Consider the following 20,800-nt stretch of genomic DNA (forward strand, 5'->3'; position numbering starts at 1 on the left):
TGCCCGCTACGTCCGTTATGCGGGACCGAAGGTCGACTCGCCGACCGGCTCGCTGGATCGCAGGCGGGCTTCCCGACTCGCCGGTGAAATCGAAATGACGCGCGGGAACCCCGGTGCCGCAAGGATCGTTGCTGCTCAGGAGTGCCGTCCGCAGTGCGGCGCTCACGGCGCGCATCGGGCGCCCCACCGGGGGTGTCGCACCCGGGTGAGCGGGGCCGCGTAGTGTAGCAGGCGGTGTCCAGAGTGCTGTGATGGGCCTCACGAAAGGCTCGCCGGACGGTGCTGGATACTTTCGGATATGAGCACCACGGAGCGTCCTCGCATCCTCATTGTCGGCGGTGGTTACGTCGGCCTGTATGCCGCGATGCGCATCCTCAAGAAGATGCGCTACGGAGAGGCGACCGTCACGGTCGTCGACCCGCGGTCGTACATGACGTACCTGCCCTTCCTCCCGGAGGCGGCCGGCGGCAACGTCGCGCCTCGCAACCTTGTCGCGCCGCTGCGCAGCGCCCTGAAGAAGGCGGAGGTGCTCACCGGTTCTGTGACCGGTGTGGACCACGCCCGTAAGGTCGCCACCATCCAGCCCTCGGCCGGCGACTCCTACGAGCTGCCCTTCGACTACCTGGTCGTCGCCACCGGCTCGGTCTCCCGCACCTTCCCGATCCCCGGCCTCGCCGAGCACGGCATCGGCATGAAGACGGTCGAGGAGGCGATCAGCCTCCGCAACCACGTCATGGCGCAGCTGGACAAGGCCGAGTCCACCACGGACGAGGCGGTCCGCCGCAAGGCCCTCACCTTCGTGGTCATCGGTGGCGGCTTCGCCGGCGTCGAGACCATCGCCGAGGTCGAGGACATGGCGCGCGACGCGGCGAAGATCTACAAGACCGTCAGCCGCGAGGACATGCGTTTCATCCTCGTCGAGGCGGCCAACCGGATCCTCCCCGAGATGGGCCCGGACCTCGGTCTGTGGACCAAGGAGAAGCTCGAAGAGCGCAACATCGAGATCTACATCGAGACCTCGATGGACTCCTGCGTCGACCAGCACGTGGTGCTGAAGAACGGCGTCGAGGCCGATGCCTCCACCATCGTGTGGACGGCGGGCGTCAAGCCCAACCCGGTCCTGAACAACTTCGGCCTGCCGCTCGGCCCGCGTGGCCACGTGGACACCGCGCCGACCCTGCAGGTCCAGGGCTTCGACTACGTCTGGGCCGCCGGCGACAACGCCCAGGTGCCGGACCTCGCCGTCGGCGAGGGCGCCTGGTGCCCGCCGAACGCGCAGCACGCGGTCCGTCAGGCGATCGTCCTCGGCGACAACGTCATCTCCGGCATGCGCGGCTTCCCGCAGGCCGAGTACAAGCACAAGAACCTCGGTGCGGTCGCCGGCCTCGGCCTGCACAAGGGCGTGGCGATCCTCTTCGGCAAGTACAAGCTGAAGGGCCGTCCGGCCTGGTGGTTCCACCGCCTGTACCACGGCAGCCGGGTGCCGACCATGAACCGCAAGATCCGGGTCTTCACCGACTGGACCCTGGCGATGTTCCTGAAGCGCGAGACCGTGGGTCTGGCCGAGATGGAGAAGCCGTTCGGGGCTTTCCAGGAGGCCGCCGCCCCCGCTCCCAAGCCCGTCGAGGCCGCCAAGCCCGCCGAGAAGGAACTCGCAAGCAGCAAGTAAGCGACCAGATCCGGGCGAAGGAGTGACCCGGGTACGAGTCGGAGGCTCTCCGCCCGGCAGTGTCGCCGGACCACGACCTCCGTGGTGCTCAGCCGGCCGTGCGACCGGGCGGAGTACAGAAGTAACGAGAAGGCCCCTGGAACCCGTCGGGTTCCAGGGGCCTTCGTCGTACGTGGTGTGCGGCCGGGTCGGGCGGCGGGACAGCCGGAGCGGGGGCCGCAGGACGCCGGAGGGCGGTACCACCGGCCATACCGGTGGTACCGCCCTCCGCCCCCGAAGGGGGTCGAGTGGGTCGGACCGTCAGTCCGTCTTGATGCTCGTCAGGATGTCCAGCTTGGACGCCTGGCGGGCGGGCCACAGGGCGGCGAACAGACCCACCAGGCCGGCCAGGGCCAGGAACAGCAGCAGCTGGCCATAGGGGATCACGGTGCCGAGCGTCGGCAGGCTGGAGGTCAGGGTGCGGTTGACCGCCCAGGCGGCGAAGGTGCCGAGGGCGACGCCGATCACCGCGCCGAACAGCGAGATGACCACCGACTCCAGGCGGACCATCCGCTTGATGCCGCGCCGGTCCAGGCCGATCGCCCGCAGCATCCCGATCTCGCGCTTGCGCTCGAAGACCGACATGGCCAGCGTGTTGATCACGCCGATGACCGCGATCACCACGGCCATGCCCAGCAGGCCGTACATCATGTTCAGCGCGAAGGTGATGATCTTGTTGAACTCGTCGCGCATGTCCTGCTTGGTCTTGACCTGGACCACCGGGTTGTTGCCGGTGGCGTCCTTGATGGACTGCTTGAGGGCGGGGCTGGCGCCGTCGGTGCCCTTGACCAGGACGTCGCTGAGGTAGGTCGTGGAGTCCTGCTTGGCGAGGTCGGTGTTGGCCATCACGACCTCGGAGATCATCGCGTTGCCCTCGTACACGCCGCCGACCGTGATCGTCCCCTCGTGCTCGGGGAAGCTCACCTTGACGGTGGAGCCGACCGCGAGGTTCTCCTTCTTGGCCATCGAGTCGTCGACCAGGATCTGGCCCTGCTTCAGCGCCGAGGCCGAACCGCTGAGCATCTTCGGCTGGATCAGCTGCTCGAAGCCTGCGGCGTCGATGCCGAAGATGGAGTGCGAGTTGCCGTTGAACTCCGAGTAGGACTTGTTGACGGGGCTGGCGACGGCGACCCCGGGGGCCTTGCCGATGGCGGCGGCCAGCTCGGGGGTCAGCCCGCCGGTGGCCGTGGTGATGTCGTAGTCGGCCTTCATGGAGCTGGTGACGGCCTTGTCCACCATGTCGGTGATCGAGGCGCCCAGCACGGTCAGGCCGGTGACCAGGGTGAGGCCGATGGTCAGCGCGGCGGCCGTGGCGGCGGTACGGCGCGGGTTGCGCACCGCGTTCCGCCGGGCCAGCTTGCCGGGCGTGCCGGCCAGCTTGGCCATCAGCGGGCCGACCAGGGCGATCACCGGACGCGACAGCAGCGGCAGCACCACGAAGATGCCGATCATCGCGAGCGCGACGCCGAAGCCGACCGGCATCCGGCCGGAGCTGCTCTTGGTGGCGGCGCCCATGACGACCAGGCCGAGGCCGCCGAGGGTGATCACCGAGCCGATGACGTTGCGGACCACCAGGCTCTTCTGGGTGGCGGGCTGGTCGCCGCTGCTCATGGCGGCCACCGGGGCGATCCGGGAGGCGCGGACGGCGGGGATCACGGCGGACAGGACGGTGACCAGGACACCGACCACCAGCGTCACCACGACCGTGGCCGGGGCGATCACCAGCGGGCCGGTGGGCATCCCGGCGCTGGTCGCGTGGATCAGCGACTGCATCCCGGCGCCGATGCCGACACCGGCGAGCAGACCGGTCACCGAGGCGCCGACGCCGAGGGCCAGCGCCTCGACCAGCACCGACTTGGTGACCTGGGAGCGGCTGGCGCCGACCGCGCGGAGCAGGGCCAGCTCCTTGGTGCGCTGGGCGACCAGCATGGTGAAGGTGTTGGCGATGATGAAGATGCTGACGAACAGCGAGATGATCGCGAAGACCAGCAGCATGGTCTTCATGCCGTCGGTGCCGGTGGCGATCGCCTTGGTCTGCTCGTCGGTGAGCTGCTGACCGGTCTCGGTGCGGAAGTTGTCGCCCTTGGGGAGGGCCTTGGTGACATCGGCGAGCAGCGCGGACTCACTGGTGCCGGACTTGGCCAGCACCGAGATGGAGCTGTACTGACTGGGCGTCAGCAGCAGCTTCTGGGCGCTGGCGGTGTCCATCAGGGTGAGCGTGCCGCCGGAGGTGATCTGCGGGTCGTCGGTGGTGACGATGCCGGTCAGCTTGGCGTCCATGGCCGGGCCGTTGCTCGCGATCCGGATGGTGTCGCCGACGTGGTAGCCGCCCTTGTCGGCGGTCGCCCTGTCGATCGCGACCTCCTTGGGGCCGGCCGGGGCGTGGCCGTCCACCAGCGGGTACCGGCTGTCCTTGCCGGTGGCGTCCGGTACGTAGTTGCTGCCCAGGGCGCTCCAGACCTCGCCGATCAGGTTGCCCTTCTTGTCGGCCACCCCGATGAAGCCGCTGACCACGCCGCGCGCCCTGTCCGCCCCGGGCAGGGCGGCTATCTCGCGGACGGTGGCGTCGGTGAGCTTCTCGGACTTCCGGGCGTCGTCCTTGCCCCTGGGGCCGAAGCGCGTGCCCGCGGAGTTGTCGGTGACCAGAACGGAGACGTCGGTGTAGCTCTTGGCGTAACTGTTCTTCATGGCCTCACCGAGCGTGTCGGAGAAGACCAGGGTGGCGGAGACGAAGGCCGTGCCGAGCAGGATGGCGAGTGCTGTCATCAACAGGCGGCCCTTGTGGGCCAGCACATTGCGCAGTGCGGTGCGATACATGGGTGCGTCCTGGGAGGGTCGGAGCGGGCGGCTGCTGGCTGGGAGTCAGTCGGTCCGGCCGCTCAGCTGGTCCGGCCCTTGGCGTCGAAGCGGCGCATCCGGTCCAGGACGCTGTCGGCGGTGGGGGCGATCAGCTCGTCCACGATCCGGCCGTCGGCGAGGAAGACCACACGGTCCGCGTAGGAGGCGGCGACCGGGTCGTGGGTGACCATCACCACGGTCTGGCCCAGCTCGCGGACGGAGTTGCGCAGGAAGGAGAGGATCTCGGCGCCCGAGCGGGAGTCGAGGTTGCCGGTGGGCTCGTCGGCGAAGATGATGTCCGGCTTGCCGGCCAGCGCGCGGGCGCAGGCCACACGCTGCTGCTGGCCGCCGGAGAGCTGGCTCGGGCGGTGCGAGAGGCGGCCGGAGAGACCGACGGTGTCCACCACCCGGTCCAGCCACGCCTTGTCGACCTTGCGGCCGGCGATGTCCATCGGCAGCGTGATGTTCTCCAGCGCCGTCAGGGTGGGCAGCAGGTTGAACGCCTGGAAGATGAAGCCGATGTGGTCCCGGCGGAGCTTGGTGAGCTGCTTGTCCTTCAGACCCACCAGCTCGGTCTGGCCGATCATCGACGAGCCGGAGGAGACGGTGTCCAGGCCGGCCATGCAGTGCATCAGGGTGGACTTGCCGGACCCCGAGGGCCCCATGATCGCGGTGAACTCGCCCTGCGGGAACACCACGCTGACGTTGTCCAGGGCGACCACGCGGGTCTCGCCCTCTCCGTAGACCTTGTTGAGGCCGGTGGCGCGGGCGGCCGCCTGGCCGGTCTGGACGGCGTACGCGGACGTCGTGGTCACGGAGGACTCCTTGCACTGTGGTTGATCGGTGATGGTCCGGTCGGCCGGGGCGCACAGCTCCAGCCGCTATTCCATGGTCCGTCAGTGATCATGGAATTTAGTCGCTCCGGGGAACGGTTGAGCTCACCACCGCTGGTCGTACGCGGCCCAGTGCGTCTCCTCCTCGGGTATGACGTTGACCCTGATGAAGTGCTGATGGCCGAATATCAGCCCATGCCTGTCCAAATCGCAGACGGTTCGTCAGATGGCAAGGAAACATGACAAATTCCATGCTGGGAACATGCGAAAGGGGCGGCCGGGAGACTAGTCTCAGGGGTAGCCCGTACAGGGGCGGAGCGGTTCACGCCCGGGTGGTGGAACGCAGACACGGGCAGCTTAAAACTGCTTGGCCGAGAGGCCGTGCCGGTTCGAGTCCGGCCCCGGGCACCAGCTCCGTCCTGTTGCCGCGTTTGCGAGATCCTCCTCGCGGCGTAGGCGCTTCTCTTTGCCAAGGCATTACCCTTGGGGGGCGTGGGTGGTGCCTTGCCGCCCCCGGAGGGAATGAGCATGAGAAGCAGCAACCCGGTCTTCTCGCGGGAGGGGTCCTTCACCCGCGGCACCGGATACGCAGGGTTCGGCACAGCAGCGACCCAGCAGCCGCAGGCCGGAAGTCCTTATGCCGGCAACCCCTACGACAACAACCCGTACGCGCAGCAGCAGTACGGACGGCAGCTCACCGCCGAGCAGCTGGCCGAGATGTACGGCGCACCGCCCGCCGGTCCGCTGCAGACCGGCCGGATGACCATGGACGACGTGGTGGCCAGGACGGCCCTCACGCTGCTCACCCTGGTCGCCGGCGGTGCGGTCGCCTGGTTCGCGCTCCCCGCGCAGAACTACGGCCTCGCCGTGGTCGCGGCGCTCGCGGCCTTCGTGGTCGGCCTGGTGATCAGCTTCAAGCGGAGCGTCAGCGCCCCGCTGATCCTGACCTACGCGGCGCTCGAGGGCTTCTTCCTCGGGGCGATCACCAAGGCGCTGAACACCCCCCTTCCCGGCATCGCGATCCAGGCCGTGCTGGGTACGGCCGCGGTCTTCGCGGCGATGCTGATCGCCTACAGGAGCGGCCGGATCCGGGTCACCCCGCGCTACACGCGGATCGGCATGGCGGTCGCCATGGGCTTCGTGATCCTGCTCCTGGTCAACATGGTGGCGTCGGTGTTCGGCGCCGACATGGGCCTGCGCTCCGGTCCGCTGGGCATCCTGGTGGGCCTGCTCGGCATCGGCCTCGGCGCGTTCTTCCTCTCGCTGGACTTCGCCGAGATCGAGGCGGGCATCCAGGGCGGGGCTCCGCAGCAGGAGTCCTGGCGGGCCGCCTTCGGGCTGACCCTCTCGCTGGTCTGGATCTACCTGGAGATGCTCCGGCTGATCGCGATCCTGCGCGGCGACGACTGACCCGGCGCCGCCAGTCGGCCACTCACGGGCCCCGGAGCACCCGCTCCGGGGCCCGTGGCCTTCGGGGCCGGCGCCCCTGCGCCGGTGGCCTCCGGGGTCGGTGCGGGCGGCGGTGCGGGGCCGGGCGGCTCGTGGGCACCGTGGGGCGGACGGGATAGCCTCGGGGGCATGTCCGCCGAACTTCGTACGTCCGCCGACCGGAGCGCCCTGCTGGACGCCGTGGAGCGCCTGGCGGACCGCTACCGAGCGATGCCGCAGAGCCGTCTCCTGGGCGCGGTGCCGGGACACCCCTCACGGGCCGCCGCCGGGCTGGCACTGGCCCGGCAGTTGGCCGCCGCCGCCCTGGCCGCGGCCGGTGAGCCGCCGCACGACTTCCCGGACGCGGGCCCGTTCGCGGTCGGCGACCAGCTCGCCGTCGCCGGGCACGAGTTCGCCGCGGTGGCCGACGGTCCGCAGCTGGCCGAGGCGCTGGCCGCGGTGCTGGCCGTCGCCGGACTGGTCGACTGAGGCGCGGCACGGCAAGGCGCGACACGGCGCGGAAGGGCGCGACAGCACGCGACAGGGGCGCGGGGAACCGCGCGACCGGCCCCGGAAGGGGCACGGGTCCACGCACTGTCCCCGCGCCCCTGAGGAACCGGGCTGCGCGAGCGGCTCCGGGTGACGCCCGGACCGGTCAGATGCTGGCGACGACGCGGTCGGCCAGGACGTAGACGGCTTCCTCGTCGGTGCAGAAGGTCAGCGAGTACGAGCCGGAGAAGCGGGAGCCGCCGAGCAGCCGGACGTCCTCGCCGGCCCGGACGGCGTCGATGAGGCGGTAGGCGGCCTCCCGGTCGCCGGGCGCCACGCACAGGGTGGTGCCGTCGGCGAAGGCGTACACGTCCAGCGTGCCGAGCGGCCCGGGGCGGACGTCGGTGAGGGCGATGTGCTCCTCGGCCAGGGTGGTCAGCTTGGTGTCCGTCCACTCCCGGGACGGGGTGGGACTGGGGACGAAGTCGGGGTGCGAGGGGTGGCGGCGCGGGTCGGGGGCGGCCGTCGGCTCGGCGTCCAGCAGGCCGGCCTCCAGGCCGGTGGCGAGCAGGTCGGCCTCGCGGCGGGCGCGGGCCTCGCCGGACGTCTCGGTACCGCCGTGCGCGGGGTGGCCGGCGGCGGGGTGCACCGGGTGGCCCGTACCGCCCCGGCCGCCGCCGTCGGCGCCGGGCAGCCCGTACTCGCCGCCGTGGTCCTCGCTGACGAGGTCCTCCAGTGCGGAGCGCAGCGCCTCGCCGAACTCGGGATCCATGATGCCCGCGTTGTCCACCGCCTCCTGCGGTCCGGTGGGGCGCGGGAAGAACAGCGGCCACTCCTCGGCGACGCTCAACTGCGGGCCGCTGAAGGGCGAGTCGAAGAGCGGGGCGTCCTCGGCCGCCTTGGCCTCCTGCTCGGCCCAGAACGCGCGTGCCTCGGCGATCTCCCGCTCGCGGTCCGCGGCCAGTGCCTCGGTCACCGCGCGGCGTATGACGGCTTCGTCAACCACGGCGGGGGAAGGGGCGGTTGCAGCGGCCCGCTGCTCGTCCAGGCGGCGGGAGAGGCCACGTACGTGGAGCAGGACGGCGGTACACACGGCGATCAGGATCAGCAGCAGGATGGTGTCGACGGCGCTCACGGAACGTACTCCTAGCGAGGAGTGGAACGGGGTTACACGTCCACACTGCCGTATGGGGCGCTGTTACTGCAGTGGCAGTTGTCCGATTTGAGTGTGACGTGCCTCCTTGTCCTCAAATTGTTAGCCGGACCCGTTATACGCTGCGGAGTTGACCGATTTCAGGGTGTTCGCAAAACGCCACTCCGGGCAGAAAACGAGGGCCGGATCACAGTCGAGGTGTGATCCGGCCCTCAATCACCGTCTGTCACCCCCGAACGGGGGGTTGACTAACGGGTGTTGCTTCCGGGCGGGTAGGCCCGGCGGTCCGCCGCCGGCTCAGCTCAGCCGCTCGATGACCATCGCCATGCCCTGGCCGCCGCCGACGCACATGGTCTCCAGACCGAACTGCTTGTCGTGCCACTGCAGGGAGTTGATCAGGGTGGTGGTGATCCGGGCGCCGGTCATGCCGAAGGGGTGGCCGACGGCGATCGCACCGCCGTTGACGTTCAGCCGGTCCAGGTCGATGCCCAAGTCCCGGTAGGACGGGATGACCTGGGCCGCGAAGGCCTCGTTGATCTCGACCAGGTCGATGTCGCCGATGCCCAGTCCGGCGCGCTCGAGGGCCTGCTTGGACGCCTCGACCGGGCCGTAGCCCATGATCTCGGGGGAGAGGGCGCTGACGCCGGTGGAGACGACGCGGGCGAGCGGGGTGATGCCGAGCTCGCGGGCCTTGGTGTCGGACATGATCACCAGGGCGGCCGCACCGTCGTTCAGTGGGCAGCAGTTGCCGGCCGTGACGGTGCCGTCGGGGCGGAACACCGGCTTCAGGTCGGAGACGCCCTCCAGGGTGACTCCGGCGCGCGGGCCGTCGTCCGCGCTGACCACGGTCCCGTCGGGGGTGGTGACCGGCGTGATCTCGCGCTGCCAGAACCCGGCCTTGAGCGCAGCCTCGGCCAGGTTCTGCGAGCGGACGCCGAACTCGTCCTGGTCGGCCCGGGTGACGCCCTTGAGCGCGGCCAGGTTCTCGGCGGTCTGACCCATGGCGATGTACGCGTCCGGGATCAGCCCGTCCTCGCGCGGGTCGTGCCACTCCCCGCCGCCCACCTCCGCGCGGTGCGCGGTGCGCGCCACGGCGTCGGCGAAGAGCGGGTTCTGGGTGCCCGGCATCCCGTCCGAGGTGCCGTTGACGCTGCGCGAGACGGTCTCCACGCCGGCCGAGATGAAGACGTCGCCCTCGCCCGCCTTGATCGCGTGCAGCGCCATCCGGGTCGTCTGCAGCGAGGAGGAGCAGTAGCGCGTGATGGTGGCGCCGGGCAGGTAGTCCATGCCCATCTGGACCGCGACGATCCGGGCCAGGTTGTGGCCCTGCTCGCCACCGGGCAGGCCGCAGCCGAGCATCAGGTCGTCGATCTGGCGCGGGTCCAGCTCGGGCACCTTGGCGAGCGCGGCACCGATGATCTGCGCGGTGAGGTCGTCCGGGCGGACGTCCTTGAGCGAACCCTTGAAGGCCCGGCCGATCGGCGAACGGGCGGCGCTGACGATGACGGCTTCGGGCATGGTGGCTCCTCGCTGGGTGACCTGGGGTTCCGGGCGTCCGCCGCCGGGCGCGGCTGCACCAAGTGGGACGCTCGGGAGGAAAGTTACCGCTTGGTAGCCCGTGCGTCACCTGCGGCAGCGTGTGAGCTGGCCGACGCGGCCTACCCCGCGGCCTGCGCCTGCTGTTCCGGCGGGACGTCCGCCGTACCGTTCTGCTGCCCGGCTCCGGGCAGCCCGAACCGCAGCCGGTGCTTGACCAGTGCCCAGCGCCGGCCGAAATCCGGTGTGCCCGGGTCGGCCGCCGCCACCTCGGTGCCCGAGTGCCCGGCCGCCGTGGCCGCCGCCATCGCCACCGGCAGCACCGACTCGCGTCCGCCGTCGGGCGCCGCGTCGTCCGGCCAGAGGTCCAGGGCCGCGCAGAGCGAGGGGAGCACGGCCATCGCGGCCGTGGCGTACCCCTGCGAGGAGGGGTGGTACCGGTCCGCGGCGAACATCTCCGGACGGGCCGCGAACTCGGGGCCGAGCAGCGAGCCCAGTGACACCGTCCGGCCGCCGCTCTCCACCACCGCTATGGTCTGCGCGGCGGCCAGCTGGCGGCTCAGCCGCCGGGCCACCCAGCGCAGCGGCGGCCGGACCGGCTTGATCGTCCCCAGGTCGGGACAGGTGCCGACGACCACCTCGCAGCCGTTCGAGCGCAGCGCCAGCACCGCCTCGCCCAGCTGCCGCACCGACTGCGCGGCCGAGCTGTGCCGGGTGACGTCGTTGGCGCCGATGATGATCACGGCAACGGTCGGCCGGTGCGGCAGGGTCAGTTCCACCTGCCTGGCCAGGTCCGCCGAGCGGGCGCCCGACCTGGCGACGTTCAGCAGCCGTACCCTGCGCTCGGCCACCGAGGCGAGCCCGGCCGCCAGCAGCGCCCCCGGTGTCTCGTGCCCGCGCGCCACCCCGAGCCCGGCGGCGGTGGAGTCGCCGAGGAAGGCCAGCACCAGCGGCGGCTCGATCTCCAGCGGATCCGCGAAGGCCGCCCCGTACACCCCGTCCGCCTTGGGCGGGTCGCCGTCCAGCAGGCCGACCGCGCGCACCGCCAGCCTGGTCTCGGTGAGCAGCAGGCCCGCCACTCCGACCCCGAGTAATCCGATTCCGCCGCCGCCGTACGCCGCCGCAGTGGCGATCCGACGGGCGACCCGGGCCCGCGACTCCCGTGATCCTGACACCCCGGCCCCCTTCGCGTGGTGCTGTTCCTGCCTGTCTCCCCCTGCTGGTACCCGCCGGAGCCGGACGCTATCGGCGCGCGTCGGCCATCCGGGGCCCGGCTGGACTTCCGGTACAGGCCCTAGGCTGGTCAGTACCGAACATCACCCGCATCGCACTTACCGGGAGGACCCCCGTGCGGTACCACAATTCGATCATCGAGCTGGTCGGCAACACGCCCTTGGTGAAGCTCAACAAGGTCACCGAGGGCATCAGCGCGACCGTGCTGGCGAAGGTCGAGTACTTCAACCCCGGTGGGTCGGTCAAGGACCGCATCGCGATGCGCATGATCGAGGCCGCCGAGGCTTCCGGTGCGCTCAAGCCCGGTGGCACGATCGTCGAGCCGACCTCGGGCAACACCGGCGTCGGTCTGGCGATCGTGGCCCAGCAGAAGGGCTACAAGTGCATCTTCGTCTGCCCTGACAAGGTCTCCACCGACAAGATCAACACGCTCCGGGCCTACGGCGCCGAGGTGGTGGTCTGCCCGACCGCCGTCGCCCCCGAGCACCCGGACTCCTACTACAACGTCTCCGACCGCCTGGTCCGGGAGACCCCCAACGCGTGGAAGCCGGACCAGTACTCCAACCCGGACAACCCCGCCTCGCACTACCACTCCACCGGCCCGGAGCTGTGGGAGCAGACCGAGGGGAAGATCACCCACTTCGTCGCGGGCGTCGGCACCGGCGGCACCATCTCCGGCACCGGCCGCTACCTGAAGGACGCCTCCGGCGGCACGGTGAAGGTCGTCGGCGCCGACCCCGAGGGCTCGGTCTACTCGGGCGGCACCGGCCGTCCGTACCTGGTCGAGGGCGTCGGCGAGGACTTCTGGCCGACCGCCTACGACCGTGAGGTGGCCGACGAGATCGTCGCCGTCTCCGACAAGGACTCCTTCCAGATGACCCGCCGCCTGGCCAAGGAGGAGGGCCTGCTGGTCGGCGGCTCCTGCGGCATGGCCGTGGTGGCCGCGCTGGAGGTCGCCAAGCGGCTCGGCCCGGACGACGTCGTCGTGGTGCTGCTGCCGGACGGCGGCCGCGGCTACCTCTCGAAGATCTTCAACGACGACTGGATGGCCGACTACGGCTTCCTGCCGTCCGAGACCGACGAGGCGCACATCAGCGAGGTGCTGGCCCGCAAGGACGCCGTCGAGCACGAGGGCATCCCGCAGTTCGTCCACATGCACCCGGGTGAGACGGTCGGCGAGGCGGTCCGCGTGCTGGGCGAGTTCGGCGTCTCGCAGATGCCGGTGGTCTCGCCGGGCGCCGGCCACCCCGACATCATGGCGGGCGAGGTGATCGGCTCGGTGGTCGAGCGCGAGCTGCTGAACGGGCTGTACGCCCAGCGCATCCAGCTTTCCGACACGCTGGGCGACGTGATGTCCAAGCCGCTGCCGGTGGTCGGTTCGGGCGAGACGGTGACCAGCCTGATGACCGTCCTGGAGAAGGCCGACGCGGCCGTCGTCCTGGTCGAGGGCAAGCCGCAGGGCATCGTCACCCGGCAGGACCTGCTGGCCTTCCTGGCCGGCCGCGGCGGCCACTGAGGTCACTGAAGCTGCTGGGGCCACCGGGGTCGCTGAAGCAGCGTCAGCAGGGGCTCTCCGCCGACGGGGTGGGAATCCGTCTCCATGCGAAGTGGTACACCGGCGTCACGTCCACGCAGCACTGGGTTAACAACCGTCGGGCATCGTAGGGGTCAACGGCAACACGCCGAGCAAGGTGACAGCAGCGGCAGGGAGCGGCTCCCCGGTCCTGCGGTCGCCCGGACACGACGGTCGGCCCTGACCCGGCCCACCGTGTCCTTCCTCCGCCCCCGGTCTCCGGTGGCGGAGGGGCCCGCGTGGGGGCTGCTGTCGTCCCGCCCCTGTCAGGCCCCGGCCGTCCGGCCGGGGCTGGCCGACAGGGTGTGGCGGCCCCTGCGGCACCCACCGCGCCGTACGGCGCGTCTCCGGCGGCTCCCGGGTGGGGGAGCCGGTCCGGAGGGGCGGTCGGGCCGGTCCACATTCCGTGGACCGGCCCGTGCCGTTTCCGCCGGGCGGTCCGGCTCGCCTACGCTCGCACACATGACCAGCACTGACCTGCCGGAGCAGGACGCCCCGCGTTACGTTCGCCTCACCATCGAGCTCATTGCCGAGATCACCGACGAGCAGGCTCTGAAGACCGCCGCCCTGACCCAGGTCGAGGGCGACGAGTACCTCGACGACGAGGAGCGTGCCCAGTCCGTCGAGGCCATCGAGTTGGACCCGTCCGGCTCGCTTGCCCACTTCGTCGACCCGGTCGCCCTGCTGGGCGACGTCCCCGGGGTCGAGCTGACCTCCGCCACCTGGGAGTCCGCCCGGACCGACTTCGACCCGGACGAGGAGTCCTGGGACGAGTACCAGGTCGGTCAGGACGACTGATCCCGGCCCCTCACGAAACCGCCCGTTCCGGATACCCGGAGCGGGCGGTTTTGTCCGTTATCGAGGGGTCTTGAGTGGATCTTGTGTAATCTCATACGATCTCATCCACTAAGTGACGGAACCGCTTCGCCCTGTATCGCGTTGTTTTGTCCGTAACGCCCCGACGAACAGGAGATCGCGAAGTGACGGCACCGGAGAATCAGCAGCGTCCCGTCCCCGGCGGCTGGACCCGTCGTGGCGTCATCGCGGGGCTGCTCGGCGCCCCGGTCCTGCTGGTCGCCGCCTGTGACGGCAGGACCGGCCGGGTAGGCGGCAGCGGCGCCGGAGCCGGCAGTGACAGTGCCAGCGCCGCTGCCGGTGGCGGCACTGGTGGGGGTGCGAGCGCGAGTGCCGACGTGACGCCGACCCCGAAGACCTCGGCTGCGAAGATCACCGTCTCCCCGGCCGACGGCAGCACCGGCGCCTCCTTCGGCCGGCCCGTCACGGTCACCGTGGCCGACGGCAGGCTCACGTCGGTCAAGCTCGTCGACTCGACCGGCGAGGAGATATCCGGCCGGCTGGCCTCCGACGGCACCGGCTGGACCTCCACCGGGCAGCTCGGCAGCGGCACCAGGTACCGCGTCTCGGCCGTGGCCGTCGACGGCGACGGCCTGGCGGCCGACTCCGACACCCGCTTCGCCACCGCCACCCCCGCTGACACCTTCGTCGGCTACTTCTCGCCCGAGGACGGCTCGGTCGTCGGTGTCGGCATGCCGGTCACCATCCGGTTCAGCAGGCCGGTCACCAACCGCAAGGCCGTCCAGCAGGCCATCACCGTGGTCGCCGACTCGGGCGTCGAGGTCGTCGGGCACTGGTTCTCCAGCACCCGGCTGGACTTCCGCCCCGAGTCGTACTGGACCAAGGGCACCAGCGTCATCCTCAGGCTGCGGCTCAAGGACGTCGAGGGGACGGACGGCGTCTACGGCACCCAGTCCAGGGACGTGCGCTTCACCGTCGGCCGCAGCCAGACCAGCGTCGCCGACCTCAGTGCCGACATCCTCACCGTCACCACCGACGGCCGGGTCACCGCCACCTACCCGATCATCGGCGGCTCTCCCCAGCACCGCACCTGGGCGGGCAAGCTGGTGATATCCGAGCAGTACCAGCAGACCAGGATGAACTCCTCGACCGTGGGCCTCGGCGACGAGTACGACATCCCCGACGTGCCGCACGCCCAGCGCCTGACCACCTCGGGCACCTTCATCCACGGCAACTACTGGTCGCCCGCCTCCGCGTTCGGCCGCTCCAACACCAGCCACGGCTGCATAGCCCTGCGGGACGTCAAGGGGGCGGGGGACGCGGGTACCAACGGCGCGAAGTTCTTCCGGAGCTCGATGGTCGGCGACGTGGTCGAGGTCGTCAACTCCGGTGACCGCACGGTCGACCCGTCCAACGGCCTGAACGGCTGGAACATGTCCTGGGCCGACTGGAAGGCCGGCAGCGCGATCTAGCCCGATTCCGATTCCGATTCCGGTCCCGGTCCGCCCGACCCGACCCGTCCCGTCCCGGAGCGGGCGAGGGCCGGCCGGAGGGGTTCCACGACGGCAGCCGGGTGCTGCGCGGTCACGACCGGCAGGGGAGGATCCCGGGCGGGGCGAGCCGCAGGATGCGGAGGCCCGGCCGTTGGAGCCGCTGGGGATCCGGGGGTGGCGGCGGTGCGTGTGAGGGCGCTCGGATTCGGCTGTTCCATGCGCGAAGTCAAGGGGCGTTAATGAAGCGATAATCACATGACTGGGCGTTGGATGCGTGCTTATCTGTGGGAGGTTTCGTATGCTCCCCGCCGCGCCCGACTGCGGTGCCGGGGAGCCCGGTTCGACAGGGGAGAGTCCCATCAACACCGCCCGCCGAGGGGTCGGCCGCGCCGCCCTCGCCTCCATCGCCTGCACTGTCGTGCTCGCCACCGGGCTGGCCGCCTGTGGCACCGTCAAGGAGCTCGGCGCCGCCGACAAGGTGTCAACCGCCCTCGACGGCCTGGGTGATGGCAAGTCGCTGAAGGTCGAGCTGTCCGTCGACGCCACCCCGGCGGAGCTCGTCGCCTTCAACAAGGCGGTGGACCCCGGGAAGCCGATGGATCAGCAGAGCGCCCAGGCCGTCGCCGGCCTGACCCTCGCCTTCTCGGTGAGCTCCGACAAGCCGCTGAAGGACCTCGACTCCTTCAGGAAGGCCAAGGGCTCGGGCGACCACAACGCGGTGTACTCGGACCCGGCGTTCAACTTCTCGTACACGCTGGCCGGCAAGGACGGCAAGGTCTACGCGGACGTCCGCCAGGTCGACGCCAGGATGTACGCGAAGCTCGACGTCGAGGGCCTCCTCAAGCTGGTCGGCGGGGAAGCGCCGTCGATCGGAGAACTGGCCGATTCGCTCCCGGCCGACGCCAAGGCGGCCAAGGACGCCCTGGCCGGCAAGTGGATCTCCTTCGACCCCAAGACCATGGGGAAGGCCGGCAAGGGTGCCGCTACGGGCGGTGCCGCGCCCGCGCCGACCCTGGACGCCGGGGCCACCCAGGAGCTCGGCAAGTCCGTCCAGGGCATCCTGTCCCGGCGGCTCGCCTTCGAGGACAGGGGCACCAAGGACGGCACCGACCACATCGTGGTCTCCGCTCCCGCTCGCGGGCTGGTCGACGACCTGCTGAAGGCGTTCAGGCCGCTGGCCAAGGACGTTCCGAACCTGGCCGGTCTGCCGACCGCGGCGCCGACGGGGGTCCCGGACCGCAAGCTGGACCTGGACCTCTACCTCAAGGACAAGGCCCTCACGTCCGCCTCCTTCGACCTCGCCCAGCTGTCGGAGAAGGCCGGTAAGGACGTCCACCTGCCGGTCAAGGTCTCCTTCGGCAAGGACGCCTCCGCCGCTCAGGCGCCTTCCGGTGCAACCGAGTTCACCGCAGCCGACTTCCAGGGCGTCATGACCGCCGTCCTGATGGGCGGCATCGGTGAGGCCGACGGCGCCGGTCGCCACCCGGGTGCGGGTGCGGGTGCGGGTGCGGGTGCGGGTGCGGGTGCCGGAACGGGTTCGGGCTCCGGTTCCGGTTCAAGTGAGGGTGGTGGCGCCGGCGGAGCGTCCGGGGCCACGGGCTCGAAGCTGACCGACGACCAGGTCAAGGAGCTGGCCAAGGCGGGCGGTGTCCCCGAGGAGACGATCCGGCTGATGGCGGAGAGCGGCCTGACCTACGACGACTTCAAGGACATGCTGGAGAGCTAGGACTGACGCCAGGTCTGCTCATCGACCGTCGGCCCCGCAGGTTCCGCCGGAGCCTGCGGGGCCGCTGTCGTTCCCACCCCGCGCAGGGGTCAACAACCAGGCATGGACGGGCAATACGCCTGTGATTTCATATGTTTCGTCTTTCGCATACGGAAATCTGGAGAATTTCATCAACACCGTTCGTCGCAGGGCCGGTCGTGCCGCCCTCGCCGCCGTCACCGGTACCGTCCTCCTCGCCACCGGCCCGGTCGGATGCAGTTCCGTACGTCAACTCGGCACCGCCGACCAGGTTTCACGCGCCTTCGCGCAACTGGGCGAGGGCGGTTCGTTGAACGGTGAGCTGTCGCTGGACGCGAGTGCGGACCAGATCCTCGCCTTCGACCGGGCGGCCCACACCGACGAACCGCTGTCGCGGACGGAGGCCGGGGGCCTGGCGGGGCTGACCCTCGGTTACTCCTTCCACGCGGACAGACCGCTGAAGGAGCTGGACTTCGCCCGGCAGGGCAAGGACGGGACCGTCGGCGACGAGCTGACCACCGCACCGGGCCTCGACTACGCGTACCGGCTGACCGGTAAGGACGGCAGGTCCTACGCCGAGACCCGCAAGGTCGGCGGCACGGTCTTCCTGAAGGCTGACACCGAGGGCCTGGCCAGGCTCTTCGGCGCCGACATGACGGAGTACCACGACGTCGTGGACGGTGTTCCGGGCGACCTCGGCCTGGCCCGGGCCGTGCTGGCGGACAAGTGGGTCGCCTTCGACGCCAAGGGACTCGGGGCGCTCGGCGGCGGGCAGGGCGCACCCGGGCACCGCGGTCTGCCCGCCCCCGCGCCCTCGCTCGGTGCCGGTGCTCCGCGGGACGCCGGCCAGGTGCTGAAGGAAGTCCTCAAGCGTGAGCTCGACTTCGAGGACTGGGGCAGCCAGGACGGCGTCCGGCACCTGGTGGTCTCCGCGCCGCTGCGTGCGCTGGTGAACGACCTGCTGGCCTCGTTCAAGCCGTTCACCAAGGACCTCCCCGCCGGCTCCAGGCTGCTGGACCGGCTCCCGGCGGACGTCCCGAGCCACCGGGCCGGGCTCGACGTCTTCGTGAAGGACGGGGCGGTCTCCTCGCTCGGCTTCGACCTGGCCCAGCTGCTGGACGATTCGGCCGCCGACGCCCATCTGCGGCTGAAGCTCTCCTTCGCCCAGGACGGCCCCGCTCCCCAGGCCCCGAGCGGGGCCGCGACCTTCACCGCGGCGGACCTGCTCGACGTTTTCGACGCCCTGACCGCGGGCGCCGACCCCGACCTGGCCGGCCTCCCCGGAGGCCACGGCCGATCCGGCGGGAGCGGGACCACCAGGCCGTCCCCGGCCGCTCCGCTGACCGAGGACCAGATCCGGGAGTTGGTCGCCGACGGGCTGTCCAGGGAGACGATCCTGATGTTCAACCGGTCGGGGTTCGACTTCGACGACCTCAGGAAGTTCGCCGAGGGCCGCAGGGCGGCCGCCGGCTCCCCGGCGCGCTCCGCGACCTGACGTCCGCCCGCCACAGGGCCTGAGGCGGCCCGGGGTCAGCCGCCGGGGTGGGCGGCCGGGGTCAGCCGTCCGCCCTGGCGACGCCGATCGGGCAGCTGGCCCCGGTGCCGCCGAGGCCGCAGTAGCCGTTCGGGTTCTTGGCGTCGGAGAGGTACTGCTGGTGGTAGGGCTCGGCGGGGTAGAACGGACCGGCCGGGAGGATCTCGGTGGTGATGGCGCCCAGGCCGATGGCGGTGAGGGCGGGCTGGAAGGCGTCCCGGGAGGCCTCGGCGGTGGCGAGCTGGGCAACGGAGTGGGTGTAGACGGCGGAGCGGTACTGGGTGCCGTGATCGTTGCCCTGCCGGAAGCCCTGGGTGGGGTCGTGGGACTCCCAGAAGGTCTTGAGCAGCGTCTCGTACGGGACCACTGCCGGGTCGAAGACCACTCGGACCACCTCGGTGTGCCCGGTCAGCCCCGAGCACACCTCCTCGTACGTGGGGTTGGCGGTGTGGCCGCCCTGGTAGCCGACGAGGGTGGTCCAGACGCCGGGCAGCTGCCAGAACTTCCGCTCGGCGCCCCAGAAACAGCCGAGCCCGAAGTCGGCGACCTCCAGCCCGGCCGGGTACGGGCCGGTGAGCGGGGTGCCGAGCACGGTGTGCGGTTCGGTGAGGGCGAACGGCGTGAACTCCCGGCCGGGCAGCGCCTGCTCGGCGTTGACCAGGGCGTTCTTGTGGCGGTTGAACAGCAAGGCCTGCTCCAGGTGACTCCAGGCCCGGCCCGCCGGTGGGCGGCGGGCCGGTACGGGTGGGTGGCCCCTGGTGCAACGTCCCGTACTCCGGTGGGATTCCGTGCCCGGGCCGGACGGGGCCCGGGCACGGAGGTCCGGACGGCCGGACCGGAGCCGGGTCAGTGGACGGTGGGCCCGGTGCCGGCGAGGAGGGCGCGCAACTGCGCGGCGTCCAGGGCGGGGACGAGGTCCTCGCCGGGGACGGGCAGCCGCGGCGCGGGCGCGACGGCCCGGGTGGAGTCCCGGGTCGTGCTCATGCGCCAGGTCCCCGCTCGTCCGCTCCGCCGCACCGGACATGTGTGCAGAGTGTGGAGATCGTAGCGGCTGGGCGCGGCAGGACCGAAAACCGGCCGAGGACTGACGGTGTCAGACCGGTTCGCCGAGCGGTGGTCCGACCGAGCACTAGGCTCACCGGTATGACCGAGCACCAGCTTCCCCAGGGCTTCGAGACTCTTGCCATCCACGCGGGTCAGGAAGCAGACCCCCAGACCGGGGCCGTCGTCACGCCGATCTACCAGGTGTCCACCTACAAGCAGGACGGCGTCGGCGGCCTCCGCGGCGGCTACGAGTACAGCCGCTCCGCCAACCCCACCCGGACCGCACTCGAGGAGTGCCTCGCGGCGCTGGAGGGCGGCAGCCGCGGCCTCGCCTTCGCCTCCGGCCTCGCCGCCGAGGACACCCTGCTGCGCACCGTGCTGCAGCCGGGCGACCACATCGTCATTCCCAACGACGCCTACGGCGGCACCTTCCGCCTCTTCGCCAAGGTGCTGACCCGCTGGGGCGTGGAGTTCGACGTCGCCAACATGCAGGACCTGGCCACCGTGCGGGCGGCACTGCGCCCGAACACCAAGGCCGTCTGGGTGGAGACGCCCTCCAACCCGCTGCTCGGCATCGCCGACCTGGCCGGCCTGGCCGAGATCGCGCACGGCGCGGGCGCGTTGCTGGTGGTCGACAACACCTTCGCCAGCCCGTACCTGCAGCAGCCGATCGCGCTCGGCGCGGACGTGGTGGTGCACTCCACCACCAAGTACATGGGTGGGCACTCGGACGTGGTCGGCGGCGCGCTGGTCGCGGCCGACGCGGAGCTCGGCGAGCAGCTGGCCTACCACCAGAACGCCATGGGTGCGGTCTCCGGCCCGTTCGACGCCTGGCTGGTGCTGCGCGGCATCAAGACGCTGGGCGTCCGGATGGACCGGCACAGCTCCAACGCCGAGAAGGTCGTCGAGCTGCTGAGCCGCCACCCCAAGGTCTCCCAGGTCCTCTACCCGGGCCTGCCCGAGCACCCGGGCCACGACATCGCCGCCAAGCAGATGAAGGCCTTCGGCGGCATGGTCTCGTTCCGGGTCGTCGGCGGTGAGGAGGCGGCGGTCGAGGTCTGCAACCGCGCCGGGCTGTTCACCCTCGGCGAGTCGCTGGGCGGTGTGGAGTCGCTGATCGAGCACCCCGGCCGGATGACCCACGCCTCGGTGGCGGGCTCCGCCCTGGAGGTCCCCGCGGACCTGGTCCGCGTCTCGGTCGGCATCGAGTCGATCGACGACCTGCTCGCCGACCTCGAGCGGGCGCTGGGCTGAGCACCCGCACGGGTGCGGGGAACCGCCTCGCGGGCGGCCGGGCGGCTCCGCGGAGCGCCGGCCGCGCGGTTCCCCGCGCCCTGAGGGGTCGGCCGGGCGGCTCGGCGGTGGGCGCGGCCCGGCC

At 71.0% G+C, this 20,800-nt stretch carries 16 protein-coding genes and 1 tRNA gene; 10 read left to right on the forward strand and 7 right to left on the reverse strand.

From position 1 onward, the window contains the following. Positions 1 to 298 precede the first annotated feature (298 nt). Complete coding sequence (locus tag ACFC1R_RS14580; protein ID WP_045304141.1) at positions 299 to 1,669, forward strand: NAD(P)/FAD-dependent oxidoreductase; 1,371 nt, start codon at positions 299 to 301, stop codon at positions 1,667 to 1,669. Positions 1,670 to 1,969: 300 nt separating this feature from the next. Here ACFC1R_RS14580 and ACFC1R_RS14585 read toward each other — a convergent pair whose 3' ends face one another. Together ACFC1R_RS14585 and ACFC1R_RS14590 are read right to left on the reverse strand one after the other, a co-directional pair. Then, positions 1,970 to 4,525 (reverse strand): ABC transporter permease, encoded by a 2,556-nt coding sequence (locus tag ACFC1R_RS14585; RefSeq protein WP_375938173.1) that lies wholly within the window; start codon positions 4,523 to 4,525, stop codon positions 1,970 to 1,972. Between the two features lie 62 nt (positions 4,526 to 4,587). Beyond that, a complete protein-coding gene (locus ACFC1R_RS14590; protein ID WP_045304143.1) occupies positions 4,588 to 5,361 on the reverse strand; it encodes an ABC transporter ATP-binding protein in 774 nt (257 codons plus the stop codon). Between the two features lie 344 nt (positions 5,362 to 5,705). Here ACFC1R_RS14590 and ACFC1R_RS14595 point away from each other — a divergent pair. The 3 genes from ACFC1R_RS14595 (at position 5,706) to ACFC1R_RS14605 (ending at position 7,296) form a co-directional block, all read left to right on the forward strand. Continuing rightward, a tRNA-Leu gene (locus ACFC1R_RS14595) sits at positions 5,706 to 5,790 on the forward strand. A 117-nt stretch (positions 5,791 to 5,907) separates the two neighbouring features. Continuing rightward, positions 5,908 to 6,789 carry a Bax inhibitor-1/YccA family protein gene (locus ACFC1R_RS14600; RefSeq protein ID WP_375938177.1) on the forward strand — a complete coding sequence of 294 codons (882 nt, stop codon included), beginning with the start codon at positions 5,908 to 5,910 and terminating at the stop codon, positions 6,787 to 6,789. Between the two features lie 168 nt (positions 6,790 to 6,957). After that, entirely contained in the window at positions 6,958 to 7,296 is a 339-nt protein-coding gene (locus tag ACFC1R_RS14605) for a hypothetical protein (protein ID WP_375938180.1), read from the forward strand. A 166-nt stretch (positions 7,297 to 7,462) separates the two neighbouring features. On the opposite strand, the gene ACFC1R_RS14610 is transcribed toward ACFC1R_RS14605, so the two are convergent. From ACFC1R_RS14610 to ACFC1R_RS14620, 3 genes are all read right to left on the reverse strand, one after another. Next, positions 7,463 to 8,431: a hypothetical protein gene (locus tag ACFC1R_RS14610; protein ID WP_375938183.1), complete on the reverse strand. Its 969-nt coding sequence runs from the start codon at positions 8,429 to 8,431 to the stop codon at positions 7,463 to 7,465. Between the two features lie 315 nt (positions 8,432 to 8,746). Continuing rightward, positions 8,747 to 9,967: an acetyl-CoA C-acetyltransferase gene (locus ACFC1R_RS14615; RefSeq protein WP_375938186.1), complete on the reverse strand. Its 1,221-nt coding sequence runs from the start codon at positions 9,965 to 9,967 to the stop codon at positions 8,747 to 8,749. 140 nt (positions 9,968 to 10,107) lie between these two features. Next, complete coding sequence (locus ACFC1R_RS14620; protein ID WP_375938189.1) at positions 10,108 to 11,160, reverse strand: SGNH/GDSL hydrolase family protein; 1,053 nt, start codon at positions 11,158 to 11,160, stop codon at positions 10,108 to 10,110. Positions 11,161 to 11,333: 173 nt separating this feature from the next. On the opposite strand from ACFC1R_RS14620, the gene ACFC1R_RS14625 reads away from it, so the two are divergent. The 5 genes from ACFC1R_RS14625 (at position 11,334) to ACFC1R_RS14645 (ending at position 18,339) form a co-directional block, all read left to right on the forward strand. Continuing rightward, positions 11,334 to 12,734, forward strand: a complete 1,401-nt coding sequence (locus tag ACFC1R_RS14625; protein WP_375938192.1) for a cystathionine beta-synthase — start codon at positions 11,334 to 11,336, stop codon at positions 12,732 to 12,734. Positions 12,735 to 13,253: 519 nt separating this feature from the next. After that, entirely contained in the window at positions 13,254 to 13,589 is a 336-nt protein-coding gene (locus ACFC1R_RS14630; RefSeq protein ID WP_375938195.1) for a hypothetical protein, read from the forward strand. A gap of 182 nt (positions 13,590 to 13,771) precedes the next feature. Beyond that, the gene (locus tag ACFC1R_RS14635; RefSeq protein WP_375938198.1) at positions 13,772 to 15,079 is read left to right on the forward strand and encodes an Ig-like domain-containing protein; all 1,308 of its coding nucleotides are present in this window, start codon (positions 13,772 to 13,774) and stop codon (positions 15,077 to 15,079) included. Positions 15,080 to 15,398: 319 nt separating this feature from the next. Further along, entirely contained in the window at positions 15,399 to 16,826 is a 1,428-nt protein-coding gene (locus ACFC1R_RS14640; protein WP_375938201.1) for a hypothetical protein, read from the forward strand. A 121-nt stretch (positions 16,827 to 16,947) separates the two neighbouring features. Further along, complete coding sequence (locus ACFC1R_RS14645) at positions 16,948 to 18,339, forward strand: hypothetical protein (RefSeq protein ID WP_375938204.1); 1,392 nt, start codon at positions 16,948 to 16,950, stop codon at positions 18,337 to 18,339. Positions 18,340 to 18,400: 61 nt separating this feature from the next. On the opposite strand, the gene msrA is transcribed toward ACFC1R_RS14645, so the two are convergent. Next, positions 18,401 to 19,066 carry a peptide-methionine (S)-S-oxide reductase MsrA gene (gene msrA, locus ACFC1R_RS14650; RefSeq protein WP_375938207.1) on the reverse strand — a complete coding sequence of 222 codons (666 nt, stop codon included), beginning with the start codon at positions 19,064 to 19,066 and terminating at the stop codon, positions 18,401 to 18,403. A 158-nt stretch (positions 19,067 to 19,224) separates the two neighbouring features. After that, the gene (locus ACFC1R_RS14655; RefSeq protein ID WP_375938210.1) at positions 19,225 to 19,362 is read right to left on the reverse strand and encodes a hypothetical protein; all 138 of its coding nucleotides are present in this window, start codon (positions 19,360 to 19,362) and stop codon (positions 19,225 to 19,227) included. A 159-nt stretch (positions 19,363 to 19,521) separates the two neighbouring features. On the opposite strand from ACFC1R_RS14655, the gene ACFC1R_RS14660 reads away from it, so the two are divergent. Continuing rightward, positions 19,522 to 20,676, forward strand: coding sequence for a cystathionine gamma-synthase (locus tag ACFC1R_RS14660; RefSeq protein WP_375938213.1), 1,155 nt, complete (start codon positions 19,522 to 19,524; stop codon positions 20,674 to 20,676). The last annotated feature ends 124 nt before the right edge of the window (positions 20,677 to 20,800 follow it).

This window comes from Kitasatospora sp. NPDC056138 (assembly GCF_042264695.1).
Lineage (GTDB): Bacteria > Actinomycetota > Actinomycetes > Streptomycetales > Streptomycetaceae > Kitasatospora.